At 64.9% G+C, this 13800-nt stretch carries 13 protein-coding genes; 4 read left to right on the forward strand and 9 right to left on the reverse strand.

What is annotated here, in order from left to right:
* Nucleotides 1-92: 92 nt before the first annotated feature.
* From EBE87_RS25965 to EBE87_RS25980, 4 genes are read right to left on the reverse strand one after another with little or no spacing between them, the layout of a single operon-like run.
* Nucleotides 93-968 (reverse strand): HpcH/HpaI aldolase/citrate lyase family protein, encoded by an 876-nt coding sequence (locus EBE87_RS25965; RefSeq protein ID WP_120639767.1) that lies wholly within the window; start codon nt 966-968, stop codon nt 93-95.
* The gene (locus EBE87_RS25970; protein WP_120639768.1) at nt 965-2206 is read right to left on the reverse strand and encodes a CaiB/BaiF CoA transferase family protein; all 1242 of its coding nucleotides are present in this window, start codon (nt 2204-2206) and stop codon (nt 965-967) included. The genes EBE87_RS25965 and EBE87_RS25970 overlap by 4 nt, the downstream gene beginning before the upstream one ends.
* On the reverse strand, nt 2203-3048 hold the full coding sequence (locus EBE87_RS25975; protein ID WP_233553345.1) for an FAS1-like dehydratase domain-containing protein: 846 nt from the start codon (nt 3046-3048) through the stop codon (nt 2203-2205). Before EBE87_RS25975 ends, EBE87_RS25970 begins: the two co-directional genes overlap by 4 nt.
* 26 nt (nt 3049-3074) lie before the next feature.
* The gene (locus EBE87_RS25980) at nt 3075-4073 is read right to left on the reverse strand and encodes a Bug family tripartite tricarboxylate transporter substrate binding protein (RefSeq protein WP_158600970.1); all 999 of its coding nucleotides are present in this window, start codon (nt 4071-4073) and stop codon (nt 3075-3077) included.
* A 104-nt stretch (nt 4074-4177) separates the two neighbouring features.
* Here EBE87_RS25980 and EBE87_RS25985 point away from each other — a divergent pair, with 104 nt between their 5' ends.
* Nucleotides 4178-4957: an IclR family transcriptional regulator gene (locus EBE87_RS25985; protein WP_120639771.1), complete on the forward strand. Its 780-nt coding sequence runs from the start codon at nt 4178-4180 to the stop codon at nt 4955-4957.
* A gap of 243 nt (nt 4958-5200) precedes the next feature.
* Here EBE87_RS25985 and EBE87_RS25990 read toward each other — a convergent pair whose 3' ends face one another.
* The 4 genes from EBE87_RS25990 to pdxR form a co-directional block, all read right to left on the reverse strand.
* Entirely contained in the window at nt 5201-6271 is a 1071-nt protein-coding gene (locus tag EBE87_RS25990) for an ArsO family NAD(P)H-dependent flavin-containing monooxygenase (RefSeq protein ID WP_120639772.1), read from the reverse strand.
* Between the two features lie 166 nt (nt 6272-6437).
* Nucleotides 6438-7085: a glutathione S-transferase family protein gene (locus tag EBE87_RS25995; RefSeq protein WP_199707676.1), complete on the reverse strand. Its 648-nt coding sequence runs from the start codon at nt 7083-7085 to the stop codon at nt 6438-6440.
* Nucleotides 7086-7333: 248 nt separating this feature from the next.
* Nucleotides 7334-8587 carry a peptidase T gene (gene pepT / locus EBE87_RS26000; protein ID WP_120639774.1) on the reverse strand — a complete coding sequence of 418 codons (1254 nt, stop codon included), beginning with the start codon at nt 8585-8587 and terminating at the stop codon, nt 7334-7336.
* A gap of 89 nt (nt 8588-8676) precedes the next feature.
* Nucleotides 8677-10152 (reverse strand): MocR-like pyridoxine biosynthesis transcription factor PdxR, encoded by a 1476-nt coding sequence (gene pdxR, locus EBE87_RS26005; protein ID WP_199707680.1) that lies wholly within the window; start codon nt 10150-10152, stop codon nt 8677-8679.
* Nucleotides 10153-10247: 95 nt separating this feature from the next.
* On the opposite strand from pdxR, the gene EBE87_RS26010 reads away from it, so the two are divergent.
* On the forward strand, nt 10248-10871 hold the full coding sequence (locus EBE87_RS26010) for an FMN-binding negative transcriptional regulator (RefSeq protein ID WP_120639776.1): 624 nt from the start codon (nt 10248-10250) through the stop codon (nt 10869-10871).
* 76 nt (nt 10872-10947) lie between these two features.
* Nucleotides 10948-11598, forward strand: a complete 651-nt coding sequence (locus tag EBE87_RS26015) for a LysE family translocator (RefSeq protein ID WP_120639777.1) — start codon at nt 10948-10950, stop codon at nt 11596-11598.
* Nucleotides 11599-11779: 181 nt separating this feature from the next.
* Here the strand turns inward: EBE87_RS26015 and EBE87_RS26020 are convergent, their stop codons facing one another.
* Nucleotides 11780-12676: a LysR family transcriptional regulator gene (locus EBE87_RS26020; RefSeq protein WP_120639779.1), complete on the reverse strand. Its 897-nt coding sequence runs from the start codon at nt 12674-12676 to the stop codon at nt 11780-11782.
* Nucleotides 12677-12889: 213 nt separating this feature from the next.
* Between EBE87_RS26020 and EBE87_RS26025 the strand changes: the two genes are divergently transcribed.
* Entirely contained in the window at nt 12890-13720 is an 831-nt protein-coding gene (locus EBE87_RS26025; RefSeq protein ID WP_199707678.1) for an alpha/beta fold hydrolase, read from the forward strand.
* Nucleotides 13721-13800 lie beyond the last annotated feature (80 nt).

The raw sequence follows: 13800 nt of genomic DNA on the forward strand, positions 1-13800 counted from the left end.
CAGCCATGGCAGCACCTCCGACGCCATGGAATCACAGCAAGATCAAAGCTCAAGAGGCTCATTAATAGGTCCTGAGCCTAGGTCACGGCCATTCATTTCCACTCCTGCGCCCGTTCAAGCAGCCGGCGTGCCCGGTTGGCGACGGGCAGGTCGACCATGCTGCCCTCGAAGGCGACGGCGCCAAGTCCTTCGGCAGCGGCGGCCTCGAAGGCCAGGAGAAGACGCTGCGCGCGGTCGATATCCTCGGCGGACGCGCCGTATTCCTCGTTGATGATCGGGACATGCGACGGATGGATGCAGGAGGCGGCGGCGAAGCCCAGCCTTTTCCCGCGCTTCAGTCCCATGCGGTAGTTCTCTAGGTCGTTGATCTGCGCGAAGTTGCCCATTGACCCCATCGGCAGGATGCCTGCGGCCCGCGAAGCCGCGATACCGTGCATGGCCCAGACATACATCGAATCCGGGGAGGGGAGCGCGCCAAGCTCGGTCGCCATATCCTCTCCACCGACCGACATCGCTGCCATGCGCGGGTCGGCAGCCGCGATGGCAAAGAGGTGCGGCAATGCGTCGGGTGTCTCGATCAGGGCGATGAAGCGGGTGGAGCCAATCTCCATTCCATTCACCGCTTCCCTGCTGGCGACCAGTTCGGAGAGAAGCCGGATATGGTCCGGGCCGATGACCTTGGGGAGCATCAGCGCCGCCACTCCCGGCATGACGGCCGCCTCGATGTCCGGCACCGCCAGTTCCAGGGGGCGGTTGATCCGTACGATCACATCGGCACCGCCTTGCGAAACGCGCGGCACAGCGGCGGCGACAGAGGCGCGTGCCTCAGCCTTGTGCACTGGCAGGATGGCATCTTCCAGATCAAGGATGATGCCGTCGGCGCCACGGGTATGGGCCTTGGCAACAAAGCGTTCCGCCGTCACAGGGACAAAGAGCAGCGAGCGCCAGGTCGGCTGCCGGCGCTTCATGCGGCGGCTCCGGCTCCGGCTCCAGCTGCGGCACTCGGCACGGGGCCTGCTATGGCGCCCTTAGAGGCGAGAAGGTCCAGTTGGGCATCGGTATAGCCCAGGCCGCGCAGCACTTCCTGTGTGTTCTCGCCAAGGCGTGGGGCAGGAAGTTCGTCCTCACGCATGCCGCCACTGAAATGGTTCGGGGTCTTGGTGCGCCGGATACGGCCTTCGGTCGGATGGTCCTCGGGCTGAAAGAACCCGGCATCCTGCAGATGTGGATCAACCATCAGATCCTCCAAAGTATTGTAGCGTGCGGCGGGAACGTCGAGCTTTCCCAGGATCTCCAGCCATTCATCGGTCGTGCGCTGCGCCAGGCCCTCCGCTCGTATCAGGAAGTACTCGGACGCGTGGGCGGTGCGCGCCGCAGCGGAAGCGAAGCGCGGATCGTGGCGCAATTCAGCGCGGTCAATGGCTTCAAAGAAGGCGAAAGCCTGCGCATCGGTATTCGGACCAACGGTGATGTAACCGTCCTTCGTCGCCAGTGGCCGGTAATCCGGGCTCAACAGGCGGTTGTCGCCCGTCGGGCCAACAGGAGGGTCGAAGGTGGCCGGACCCATATGCTCGCTCATGACGAAGCTGGCCATATTCTCGAACATCGGGACCTCGATGGCCTCACCTGTGCCTGTACGGCTGCGGCGAAACAAGGCGAAGCCGATGCTTTGCGCGGCGATCAGGCCGGTGACGTGGTCCGTCATCACCATCGGCACAAAGCGCGGTTCCCCTGTCGCCCGCTGGAAGGTCGCTGCGACCCCCGAAAGGCTTTGGATGATTGGGTCATAGGCGGGGCGATTGGCATACCGGCCCGCACTGCCGAAGGCCAGGATGCCGCAGTAGATCAGCCCCGGGTTGCTCCGCAGCAGCGTGGCATGGTCGAGCCCGAGCCGCTCAAGCGCCACCGGGCGCACGTTGCTGACAAAGACATCTGCATCCGCCAGCAAGCGCCTCATCGCCTCCATGCCTTCCGGCTGCTTCAGGTCGAGGCAGACGGATCGCTTGTTGCGGTTGAAGTTGATGAACTTGCCCGACATGCCGGGATTGCGGCTGCCACGGGCCATGGTGCGCAGAAGGTCGCCGCTAGGTGGCTCGACCTTGATCACCTCCGCGCCCTGGTCAGCGAGAGTACGCGTGCAGATTGGCCCCACCACCACCGAAGTCAGGTCGATGACCCGCACGCCTTCCAGTGGTCCGCCGGTCATGCCGCGAACTCCAGCGTCATTTCGGCCGCCAGATAGCCATCCTTGTCGGCGGCCCAGACATGCATCTTCCCACCCGATGGGGCCGCCCCATGGAAGGTCACGCTGTCCCCTACAAAGAGCGGCCGTGCCAAGCGTGCGCTGTAGCCCATGAGCCGGCTAGGCGCGCGCTTGAGGGCAGAGTCGAGCAGCAGGTGCATGGTGAGGCCACCATTCTGTACCACGGCGGGGTAGCCTTCCTCGCCACGGGCATAATCGGCGTCGTAATGGATGCGGTGGGCATTCCAGGTGATGGCGCCGTAACGGAAGACCAGCACCGGATCGAGAAAGACCTTTTCTGACCAAGCCGCCCCTGCGGGCGCAACGGCCGGAGGGGATGTCTTGCTGGAAGCACCTGGCACAACTGCTTCGCGGTAGATCGCGTCAAATTCATCCACCGCCAGTGTCTCGCCCCGCGCCATGATCGTGTGCCGCATCGTCAACACAACAATCTGCCCTGTGCGGCCTGCCTTGGGCGTGATCCCGGCCACCTCGACCTTCTTGGTCGCATCGTCGCCAACACGCAGGTTGCCCATGATGTGCACCCGGCGGCCGGCGCCCATCCGGCGCGGCAGCGGGATGGGTGGCAGAAAAGCTCCTTTCTTCGGGTGGCCGTCATGGCCGATCACGGATTGCCGCGGCATATCGGCGAAGAACAGGCTGTACCAGTGAGAGGGTAGTTCATCCCCGGCCTTGAAGCCGTCAGGGTCAAGGTCGAAGGTTGCTGCGGCGCGGCGCACCGCCGGCAGTGCGATATCCTCCGGCACCAGACGGGAGCGCCCGATCCAGCTTTCCAGCTCAGGCATGGCGGCAGCGATGTCGTGTTCAGCGCTCATTCGGCGGACAATCCCAGGCGTTGGATCAGGCCGGTCCAGACCGCGCTGCGCTCGCGCAGATAGGTGCTGAAGCTTTCCGGCGAATTTGGCTTTGCAGGAACCGCCCCAACACGCAGGAACTCGGCCTGCAGGGTGGGGCTCTGGAGCGCGTCGTTGAGGGCCGCGCTGAAGCGGGCGATGATCTCCGGCGGCGTCTTCGCGGGTGCTGCCAGGCCGAATTCGTTCACGCCGATGAAGCCCGGAACGGTCTCGGCGATAGCCGGCACCTCAGGCCAGTTCGGACTTCGCTCAGCGCTGGTCACGGCCAGTGCGCGGACACGCGGGTCGCTTTTCACCGGCTCCGCTTCTGGCAGGCCGAGGCACCGTGCCTGGACTCTGCCCGCGAGCAGGTCCGTCATGCCTTGAGTGCTCTGCCGGTACGGCACATGCACCATCTTCAACCCGGAGCGCTCCAGCAGGAGCTCCATGGAGAGATGCGTCGTCGCCCCAATACCGGAGGAGGCGAAGTTCAACTCGCTCGGGCGAGCCTTCACGAATTCGATGAACTCCGGCAGCGTCTTCACGGGGATGGCACTGGTATTGATCAGGAGCACATTCGGTGTCGTGCAGAACAGTCCGATGAGGGAGAAGTCCTTCTGCCAGTCATAGCTGAGATTCTTGTAGAGTGCGGCATTCACCCCGCCGAACGGGCCTGTTGACCCGACCATGATGGTATAGCCATCCGTCGGGGCACGAGCCGTCATCTCCGCCGCGAGATTTCCCGCTGCACCTGGCCGGTTGTCCACCAGCAATTGCTGCCCGAGGCGCTGCCCCAGGGCTTCGGCAACGAGGCGTGAGACAATGTCCGTCTGTCCGCCGCCGCCATAAGGCACAATGAGCCGGATAGGTTTATCCGGATAATCCGCTCTTGCGGACTTTGATGCAGCCGCTCCGAACAAGGCAACTCCGGCGCTCAGCAGACTGCGGCGGCGGAGAGCTGATCCTGGCTGGTTCATGCAGCGCTTCCCCTCTGCGGCGCCGTGTTCCCGACGCCATTGCCCCATTCTAGGCATGGGTTTAGGCTGCCAGGCCCTTCACATATGTGAAGTTTGGAGCGCCTATGGGAACGGCCGAGGGCATTGCGGTGAAGTCCGCCCGGCGTACGATCGAGGTACTGGAGTATTTCGCCGAGACCCATCGCGCCGCCGGTGTCAGCGAGCTCGCGCGGCGCCTCGGCGCACCATTGTCGAGCACGTCGGTGCTGCTCGCCGGCTTGGCACGGCTCGGCTACCTGGAGCAGGACCCTGAGGACCGGCGCTACCGCCCGACCTTACGCGTCATGTTGCTGGGAGGATGGCTCCAGGACCGGCTCTTGGGCGACAGCAGCTTGTTGCGGATGATGGAGCAGTTGCGCGCCCGCACAGGCATGAGTGTGCTGATCGGCCTTCAACGTCAGGCTCATGTGCAATACATCCTGACCCTGCGGCGGCCGAACTTGCCGGGTGACGAGAACATGCGTGCCGGCATGCTGCGTCCTGTTACCAGAGCTGCGGTGGGCAAAGCGCTCCTCATGCTGAAGCAGGACGACGAGGTCACCCGCATCTTGCGGCGCGCTAATGCCGAAGAGCGCGACCCGGCGCTGCGTCTCAGGCAGAATGTCTTTCTGGCTGATCTCCGTAGAAGCCGGGCACGCGGCTGGACTGAGAGCGCGGGCTCGATGGTCCCTGGCCAGAGTGTGCTGGCGATGCCACTGCCACTATTGCAGGACCAGCCACCACTCGCCATCGGACTAGGAGGGCCGCTGGACGATGTGGAGGATCACAGGGAGGTGCTGGTACAGAATCTCAAAGAGGTTTGTGCTGCCTTGGCTACGGTCGACGGGAAAGCAGACAAAGCCTGACACTGCTTCGGCACTTTGGCGGACGTGACAGCAATCTGCTTGATCATGCACGGGTCAGGCAGGTGTCGCGCAGTAGGCAGGCCGCCGGACCGGAAGCGAATAGACATGCCGGCTTTTTTGGCGCGCCTGGAGCTACAACAGTCGTCCGCGCGCAGTGATCCTCTTCACGCTCAGCGTGGAAGAATTCGGAGGCAGCCTGGTCGAAAGGCGCTTCAGCCAGTTGTCCAGGCAAGCCCGCAGGACTCAGGTTCTCCCGGCTGCCAGGAATTCCTGGATGTCCTGGACGGTATCGCGCGCGGACCGGGTGATACCCGCCAGGGTGGCTGACGCTGCGCCCGTCCATTCACCATAACCAAGCAACCATAGCCGTGGTTGGCGGGTGGAGCGGCCGTTCTCAACGGCGATGTGACCATCCGGTTCCAGAACGCCCAGATGCGCCAGATGGCCGAGATCGGGCCGGAATCCGGTGCACCAGATGACGGCGTCCACAGCCGTACGTGTGCCGTCAGGCCACACAACGCCATCGGCCACGAAACGTGAGAAGGGCGGGACGGTGTAGAGCACGTCCCGGTCGCGGGCTTCTCGTACCGGCGGCACTATGACAATGTCGCCCAAGCCGCCCTTCGGCAGATCGGGGTCCCGGCCTTCAATCTGAGCTCGTACCCGCTCGGTGGCCCGCTCAAAAAGCACGCGGCCATCCACGTCATCCGGCAGGAAGCGGGGCGGCTCCGTCGTGACCCAGGCTGTCTCAGCGACCTTGGAAACCTCCGCCAGGATCTGTGCACCAGAGTTGCCACCACCCACCACCAGTACGCGCAGGCCGGCAAACTCATCGGGGGTGCGGTAGGCGGAGGAGTGGATTTGCCGGCCCCGAAACATCACTCGTCCGGAATAGGGCGGGATGAAAGGTTGGCTGGTGCCGCCGGTAGCGCTGATGACGGCTGAGGCGAGCCAGGTGCCGCGATCCGTTCGCACCGAAAGGCCGCCCGACGAACGCAGGACACCTTTGACACGCACCGGCCGCTGGACGGGCAGGCTGTACCGTTGCTCATAGGCCGTCAAATAGTCCACCACATGGTCGCGCGTCGGATAGCCGCCCGTGGAGGGCGGCATGGGCCAGCCGGGAAGCGAACTCATCTCAGCGGGAGAAAAGAGCCGCAGCGAGTCCCAGGCATCCGGCCAGGCGCCCCCCGGCCGGTTATTGGCGTCGAGGATCTCGAAGTCGAGGCCGCCGCGGCGCAGAAAATACCCGGCGGCCAAGCCTGACTGCCCCCCGCCGATCACCACTACGTCGCGGAAAACCGGGGGGCTCATGCCGCACCCGTCGCGGTCCGCCAGGGCATGAACGCTGCCAGCGTTACCGAAAGAACAGGTGGCGTCATAGCAAGGTTATTCTTCATGTAAGGGCCCACCTTATCGTGACTTGAAGGGCCACCCTTCCTCCATGGGCAGCAGCTTGCGGTCGTCCCAGGCACCGCCCTTACGTCAGGGGCGGAGCAACATACTGCCGGAAGGCCGAGCGCTTGCTAAGACGATCATACCAGGCCTGAAGGCGCGGCAGGTCGGGCCGGTTCTCCACCTGCACACCGAACCAGCGTCTGGCATAGGCCCCAAGCACAATATCGGCGAGCGTGAGGTTCTCGCCTTCTGCAAAGTGGTGTCCGTGCGCCAGATAGGCATCCAGTACTCCCCATGCCTCGCCGGACGCCTTGGCGGCGGCGTTGATCGCGGCCATGTCCCGGTCCTGCGGCGGGGTCCGCACCATGCCCCAGAACAGGGCCCGCTCGGCCGGCTGCAATGTGGACAGAACCCAGTCCATCCAGCGATCCACCCGGGTTCGTGCCGCCGCACCTTCAGGATAGATCGCTTTGGCTGCTGGGTCTCGTTCGATCTGCCGGAGCGCGAGGTAGCGGAGGATAGAGTTCGACTCCCAAAGCACGAAATCGCCGTCCACCAGGGTGGGTATGCGTCCGTTCGGGTTCATGCTTCGGTAGGCTGGGGTATCCACGACGCCGAAGTTCATGCCTGCATCACGGCGTTCGAATGCCACGCCGAGTTCATCGCAGCACCACAGCACTTTCTGAACGTTCACCGAATTGGCACGACCCCAGATGCACACCGTGTCCACGCTTCTGCTCCCCTGATCCCTGGTATGAGGTTCTACTGCTTCCGGCCCGCCTGTCGAAGGGAGGACAGGTGCTTCGCCATCCCGTGTGCGCGAGGTGTGGTCCTGGCCGGCTAACATCCTCCAGTATGGCATTACCGGTGCTCAAGGCTCGAGCAGGGTCTGCCCGAAGGCAGGCCCTGCTGCCGCCCATGCAGCTTCCGGCAAGCGGAAGGCGAGGGCGGTACCTGGGTGGATGATGGCGAAGAGGCTTAGATCCCGGTGTCGCGGCGTGGCCGTGCCGCCAAGCCGCAAAGGTGCTCCGTGACCTTATATGAGTCCACGAACGCCTCCACCGGGAGGAATTCGAAGCGGGAGTGGAAGTTATGCGCACCCGTGAAGTAGTTCGGGGTCGGTATGCCTCGCGCGGAAAGCGCAGAGCCATCTGTGCCGCCCCGCATCGCAATGACCTTCGGCGCGATATTCATCTCCCGCAGCGCCTCGAAGATCAGCTCTACGCAATGCCGGTCGTTTCCGAGTGCCGCGTCGATGTTCTGGTAGCTGTCTTCGATCCGGCATTCGATCTGCGCCCTCGGGTGGCGCGCCCGGATGGTTTCGACAGCTTGCGCGACAAAGGCCTTGCGGGCCTCGAACCGCTGCCCGTCATGGTCGCGGATGGACATCTGCAGTTGCGCGGTGCCCTGGTTGCCCGAGATGCCGTTGCACCACCAGTAGCCCTCGCGCCCTTCGGTCTGCTCCGGCGTCTGCATGGGGTCGAACATCTGCACCAGTTCGGTCGCAACCAGGATAGGATTGACCAGCACGCCCTTCGCCGACATGGGGTGGGCGGTCACGCCTGTGATGTTCACGGTGACGCTGGCTGCATTGAAGGTCTCATAGACCACTTCGCCACGCTCGCAGCTATCGATCGTGTAGGCGAAGGCCACCGGGAACCGCGCCAGGTCCATCACCTTCGCCCCGCGCAGCCCGATCTCCTCATCCGGGACAAAGGCGACAATGATGTCGCCACGCGGCATGTCGCTGTCCTTCAGCCGTGCCATCAGGGTCATGACGATGGCGACGGCCGCCTTGTTGTCCGCGCCCAGCACGCTCGTGCCATCGCTGACCAGAACCTCCTGCCCGCGGTAAGGCAGGATCTCCGGATGCTCGCTGACGCGGAGCCAGATATCCGCGTTTGCGTTGAGCAGCAGGTCGGTGCCATCGAAGGCCAGCCGCTGCGGCCTGATGTCGGGCGAAAGGCCAACATCAACTGTATCGAGATGCGTAACGAAGCCGATGCAGGGAGCATCTGCCACCGTTCCGGGGAGCCGGGCGGTGAGGACGCTGTGCTCGTCCAGGTGGATATCGGCCAGCCCCAGGGCCTCCAGCTCCGCCTTCAGCATCTCCGCCAGCCGGCGCTGTCCGGGCGTGCTCGGGACCGTGGTTGCCTTCGCGTTGCTCTGGCTCTCGACCGAGAGGTAGCGGAAGAATCGCTCGATCAGGTGCTCGGCGAGGGCTTCGGCCATGGGAAAGGCTCCTGGGTAGGGTGTCGGGCTGGAACTGGCGCGCATCATCGCACCGTGGAGGCCCGCGGCAAAGCCGGGCCCTGGCAGTCTCACCTGCGGCTTGGGCCGCCCTCAGCCGCGAAGCCCTCGAGGACCTTCTTCAGCATCTCCACACCCTGCTTGATGTCCTGCTCGTCCAGGGAGGCGTATCCGATCACCAGTCCCGCCAGGCGGGGCCGATCGGCCATCGAGGCGGCAGCATAAAGCGGGCCGACAGGATATAGGCCGAGGCCCGCCGCCCGGGCTCGCGCCACAAGGGCTTCCTCCTGTGCCCCTGGCACCTGGTTCAGCCAAGCAACGACATGCAGCCCGGCATCGGCGCCTACCACCGTCACGGCGTCGCCCAGGGCGGCAGACAATGCCTCCAGCAGGGCGGCACGACGCTCGCCATTCCGGCGGCGGACGCGTCGAACATGTCGCTCGTAGGCGCCGCTCTCGATCAGGTCCGCCAGGGCTTCCTGTTCCAGGCTTGGTGCGTGCCTGTCCGTCAACCGCTTCGCCTTGGCGAAGGCCGTCAGCAGTGCTGGCGGAACAACAAGGTAGCCAAGGCGCAGGGTTGGAGAGAGCGTCTTGGAGATGGTCCCCAGGTAGATGACCCGCCCGGCATCATCCAATGTCTGAAGAGGCGGGATTGGGGCGATGTCGAAGCGGTACTCGCTGTCGTAGTCATCCTCGATGACATAGGCACTGCCGCCTTGCGCCCAGGCAAGGAGTTCCCGACGCCGCCGCGCCGACATCACGCTTCCCAGTGGGAACTGGTGCGAAGGCGTGACATAGGCCAGCCGTGCCGCGGGCAGGCCCTGTGTTTGCATGCCTTCGCCATCGACCGTGGCGCAGGCCACCTCCGCGCCAGCCGCCACGAATACCTGATGCGCGAGATTGTAGCCGGGTTCTTCCATCACCGCCCGCTCGCCTCGGTCGAGGAAGAGCCGCGCGCAGAGATCAAGGCCCTGCTGCGAGCCATTGACCACGATGATCTGCTCGGGTTTGCAGCGCAGCCCGCGGGCTCGCCACAGATAGCCCTGCAAGGCTGCCCGCAATGTGGATGCGCCGCAGGGATCATCATATCTCAGGCGCGGCCGCCGGCGCAGCAGGGCACCGGTGACGGCCTTCCTCCAGGCGAGCATGGGGAAGTCGGCAGCCGACAGGTCTCCGTAGCGGAAATCCGTCACCAGCCGCTCAACGCTGGCGGTTGGCGGAAGCGCGAAGCCTTCCAGCCGCTGCCCGAACGCCGAGAGCGGATGATGGCTCGCCTGAAGGATAGGCCGCTCTGGTTGAGCAGGAGAATGGCCAAGGCCGCGCGCAACCTGTGCCCGGGCGCCTTGCCGGGTTTCCAGGTATCCCTCCGCAGTCAACTGGTCGTAGGCTGCCGTGACCGTCGTGCGTGAGACACCCCATTCGCCTGCCAGCGAACGGGTGGAGGGCAGCTTGGCACCGGGCGCAAGCAGGCCGGAAGCGATCTGGCCCTTGATCGCCGCGCAGATCTTCTGGGTGATCCGTTCGGATGCAAGGGCTTCGGGCTCCATGGTCATGAAACTGGTCCAGTGATTTCATGCTGAACTGGACGTTCCTTGTGGGCCAATCCTGCGGCATGGTCCAGCCTGTTTGAGGAGCCTTGCCGATGTATGTTCCGCCTGCCTTCCGTGAAGATGACCTTGCCGCTCTGCACGGGGTGATGCGGGACGCGCGCCTGGCTAATCTCGTTACCGCGACGGCGGAAGGCCTCATGGCCACGCCGCTGCCCCTCATGCTGGCCCCGGATGAAGGGCCCTACGGCACGCTCTATGGCCATGTGGCGCGCGCGAACCCGCAGTGGAAGCTTTCCCCCGCCTACGACGCCATGGCGTTGTTCATGGGACCGGACGCTTATGTCAGCCCCTCCTGGTATGCTTCCAAGCAGGAGCACCAGAAGGTGGTGCCGACCTGGAACTACATTGCCGTCCATGCCTATGGGCAGGCCGAGTTCTTCGAGGATGCCGACCGCCTGCTTGACGTTGTCACGCGCCTGACGAATGTCCATGAGCAGAACCGCCCCAAGCCCTGGGCGGTGACAGACGCACCGGAAGCGTTCATCCGCGCCCAGCTCAAGGGAATCGTTGGCCTGCGGCTGCCGATCACGCGGCTGGAGGGCAAGCGGAAGATGAGCCAGAACCGGAGCGCCGAGGACAGAGCCGGTGTTGCCGCCGGCCTCGCTGCAAGTGAGCGGACTTCTGACCGCGCCGCGGCAGCGCTGATCCCGCAGTGACACCAGGACGGTCAGCACTCGGCCCGGCGGCCGGCCCTGCCCACTGGAGACTTGTTAGCCAACAGGAGGCCCTCGGTTGCCGGACCTGACCCAGTTCGCCCTCTACGTCGCTGCGGCTCTGCTTCTCGCCGTGACGCCAGGGCCCGGTATCTTCTATGTCGCTGCGAGGACGCTGGCTGGCGGCCGCGCGGAAGGCGTGGCCTCCAGCTTCGGCACCGGGTTGGGCGGCATGGTCCATGTCATCGCAGGCAGCCTGGGCGTGTCCGCGATCGTGCTTGCAAGCGCAGAACTCTTCACCGCCCTGAAGTTGATCGGTTCCGCCTACCTGATCTGGATCGGCTTCCGGACAGTCCGGTCTGCACGCCGTGAAGCACCGTCAATGTTGAATGCTGAGGCTGCAACGCCGCCAGTCGGGCCACGGCGGGCCTTTCGTGAAGGCGTGCTGGTCGAGGCGCTGAACCCGAAGACCGCAGCCTTCTTCCTGGCCTTTGTGCCGCAGTTCGTGGACCCGGCCCTTGGCGGCGTTGCGCTGCAGTTCATGGTGCTTGGCTTCGTCTCGGTTGCGTTCAACACGCTGGCCGATGTCGTGGTCGCCTTCGCGGCAGGTGGCGTTCGGGAACATGCGGCGGCACGCCCCACGTTGATCCGGCGTCTCCGAGAGGCATCGGGGGCGGCGATGATCCTCCTGGGCATCGGCCTCGCGCTGGCCAGGCGCCCCGCGGCCTGAGTCCCGAACAAGACCCTCATGGCCTCCGTCCTGCAGAATGTGCGAGGAGAGCCGGCGAGACTGGTGGCCAGCCGATGTTTCGGCTTCCAGCCAATCCGTTCTGGTGATCATCCGCACCCTGCCAGATCCAGCAAAAGGCGCTCGGCGTGCCACCAAGCCGCAGGGACAGCCGAGCATTCCTCTACCCATCCCAGTAAGGTGGATCGCCGAAAGCGGCTCTGATCTCGGCCACCATGGCGCGCAGCTTCATGGATGCGCGTCGTCCCTCCGGATGAGCCACGTAGAGGAACTCGGCCTCCGTATCGGCGCCCAGGTCAATGACGCGGAGCTTCCCGGCCTTCAGGTCCGCATGCACAATGAAGGTCGGCAGAAGTGCAATGCCGAGCCCGGCGACAGCGGCATCCCGCATGACATCGCCGTTGTTGACGCGCAGGGCGAGTTGGCCCCGCACGATCCTTGGTCCTCCCGGTCCGATGAAGCGCCAGTCCAGATGGCTGCGGTTCGTGTAGTAGATGCCCCGATGCTGCTCCAGCGCCGCCACGGAACCAGGCGTGCCGTACCGGTCGAGGTAATCCGGTGACGCGACCAGCACCCGGCGGCTCGGCGCCAAGCGCCAGACCGTGAGGCGGCTGTCGGCGATCGGCCCGTGCCGGACCACGGCGTCGTAGCCATCCGCGGCGGCATCCACGCGCCGATCATCGAGGTCCAGCGTCAGTTCCACTCCCGGATGCCGCGCGAGAAAGCCGTAAAGGGCCGGGCCAAGATGCATGCGGCCAAAGGTCACCGGGGCTGAAATACGCAGGGGGCCATGCAGCGCGCCCCGCCGCTCCGCGACCATGACGGCGGCCGCCGCGACATCCCGCGTGATCTGCACCGCGCTTTCAAGGAAGCTTGTTCCATCTTCCGTCAAGGTCAGCTTGCGCGTGCTGCGATGCAGGAGAGGCGCGCCGAGGCTTCGCTCCAGCTCTGCCAGCCGGTCGCTCACCACTGACTTGGACAGGCCGAGGCGCCGGGCAGCCGCGCTGATCGAACCGGCCTCCGCAACCGCGACAAAGGTCGAGAGGCCCTCCAGCTTCATGCGTTCGGCTTTCCCGGCGGCCAGGTTCTCCGCCGTCAGACTAATCGGGACGATCACCCTCCGCTACGTTCGGTGAGGCCCAGCAATTTCCCGGGCTCCGATCCGCAACAGGAGACCATCGTCATGCGCAGGCTCGTGTTCGGCTTCCTTGGCGCCGTGGTGGCCGTCTGGCCCGCGCTGGCGCAACCGCAACCTTTTCCCCCCGGCTTCCGCGTGCAGGACATCCAGGTTCCGGCCGTCACCATCCACACCCGCATCGGCGGGTCCGGCCCGCCTGTTGTGCTCTTGCACGGCTATGGCGAGACCGGCGACATGTGGGGCCCAATGGCCGCCGACTTGGCGCGGGACCATCAGGTGATCGTTCCCGACCTGCGCGGCCTGGGCCTGTCCTCGAAGCCTCCTGGCGGCTTCGACAAGAAGACCCAGGCGGGAGACCTCGCGGATGTGCTGGCGACACTTGGCGTGGACCGGATCGACCTCGTCGCGCACGATATCGGAAACATGGTGGCTTTTCAGTTCGCGGCGCAGCATCCGGAACGCGTCCGGCGGCTGGTGCTGATCGACGCGCCAGTGCCTGGCGTCGGGCCTTGGGAGGAGATCTTGAAGAACCCGCTGCTCTGGCATTTCCGCTTCGGTGGCCCGGATATGGAGCGATTGGTCGCAGGACGCGAGCGCATCTACCTCGACCGCTTCTGGAACGAGTTCTCCGCCGATCCCGCCAAGTTCAGCGAGGCAGCGCGGGCGCACTACGCCGAACTCTATGCCTTGCCGGGTGCGATGCACTCCGGCTTCGCGCAGTTCGCAGCCTTTGACCAGGATGCCATCGACAATCGTACTTGGCTTGGCACTGGCGCGCGGTTGCAGATGCCGTTGCTGGCACTGGGTGGCGAGAAGTCCTTCGGGGCCACCATGGCGGAGGTGATGCGGGCTGCATCCACGGATGTCCGTGAAGGAATCGTGCCTGCGTCGGGGCACTGGATCATGGAGGAGAACCCGCAGGCGACAATCAGCCTCGTCCGCACCTTCCTTGAAGGGAAAGACTAGGCTCATGACCTATTAATGAGCCTCTTGAGCTTTGATCTTGCTGTGATTCCATGGCGTCGGAGGTGCTGCCATGGCTGACC

This window comes from Teichococcus wenyumeiae, from assembly GCF_003696345.1.
In the GTDB taxonomy this organism is placed as follows: Bacteria; Pseudomonadota; Alphaproteobacteria; order Acetobacterales; family Acetobacteraceae; genus Pseudoroseomonas; species Pseudoroseomonas wenyumeiae.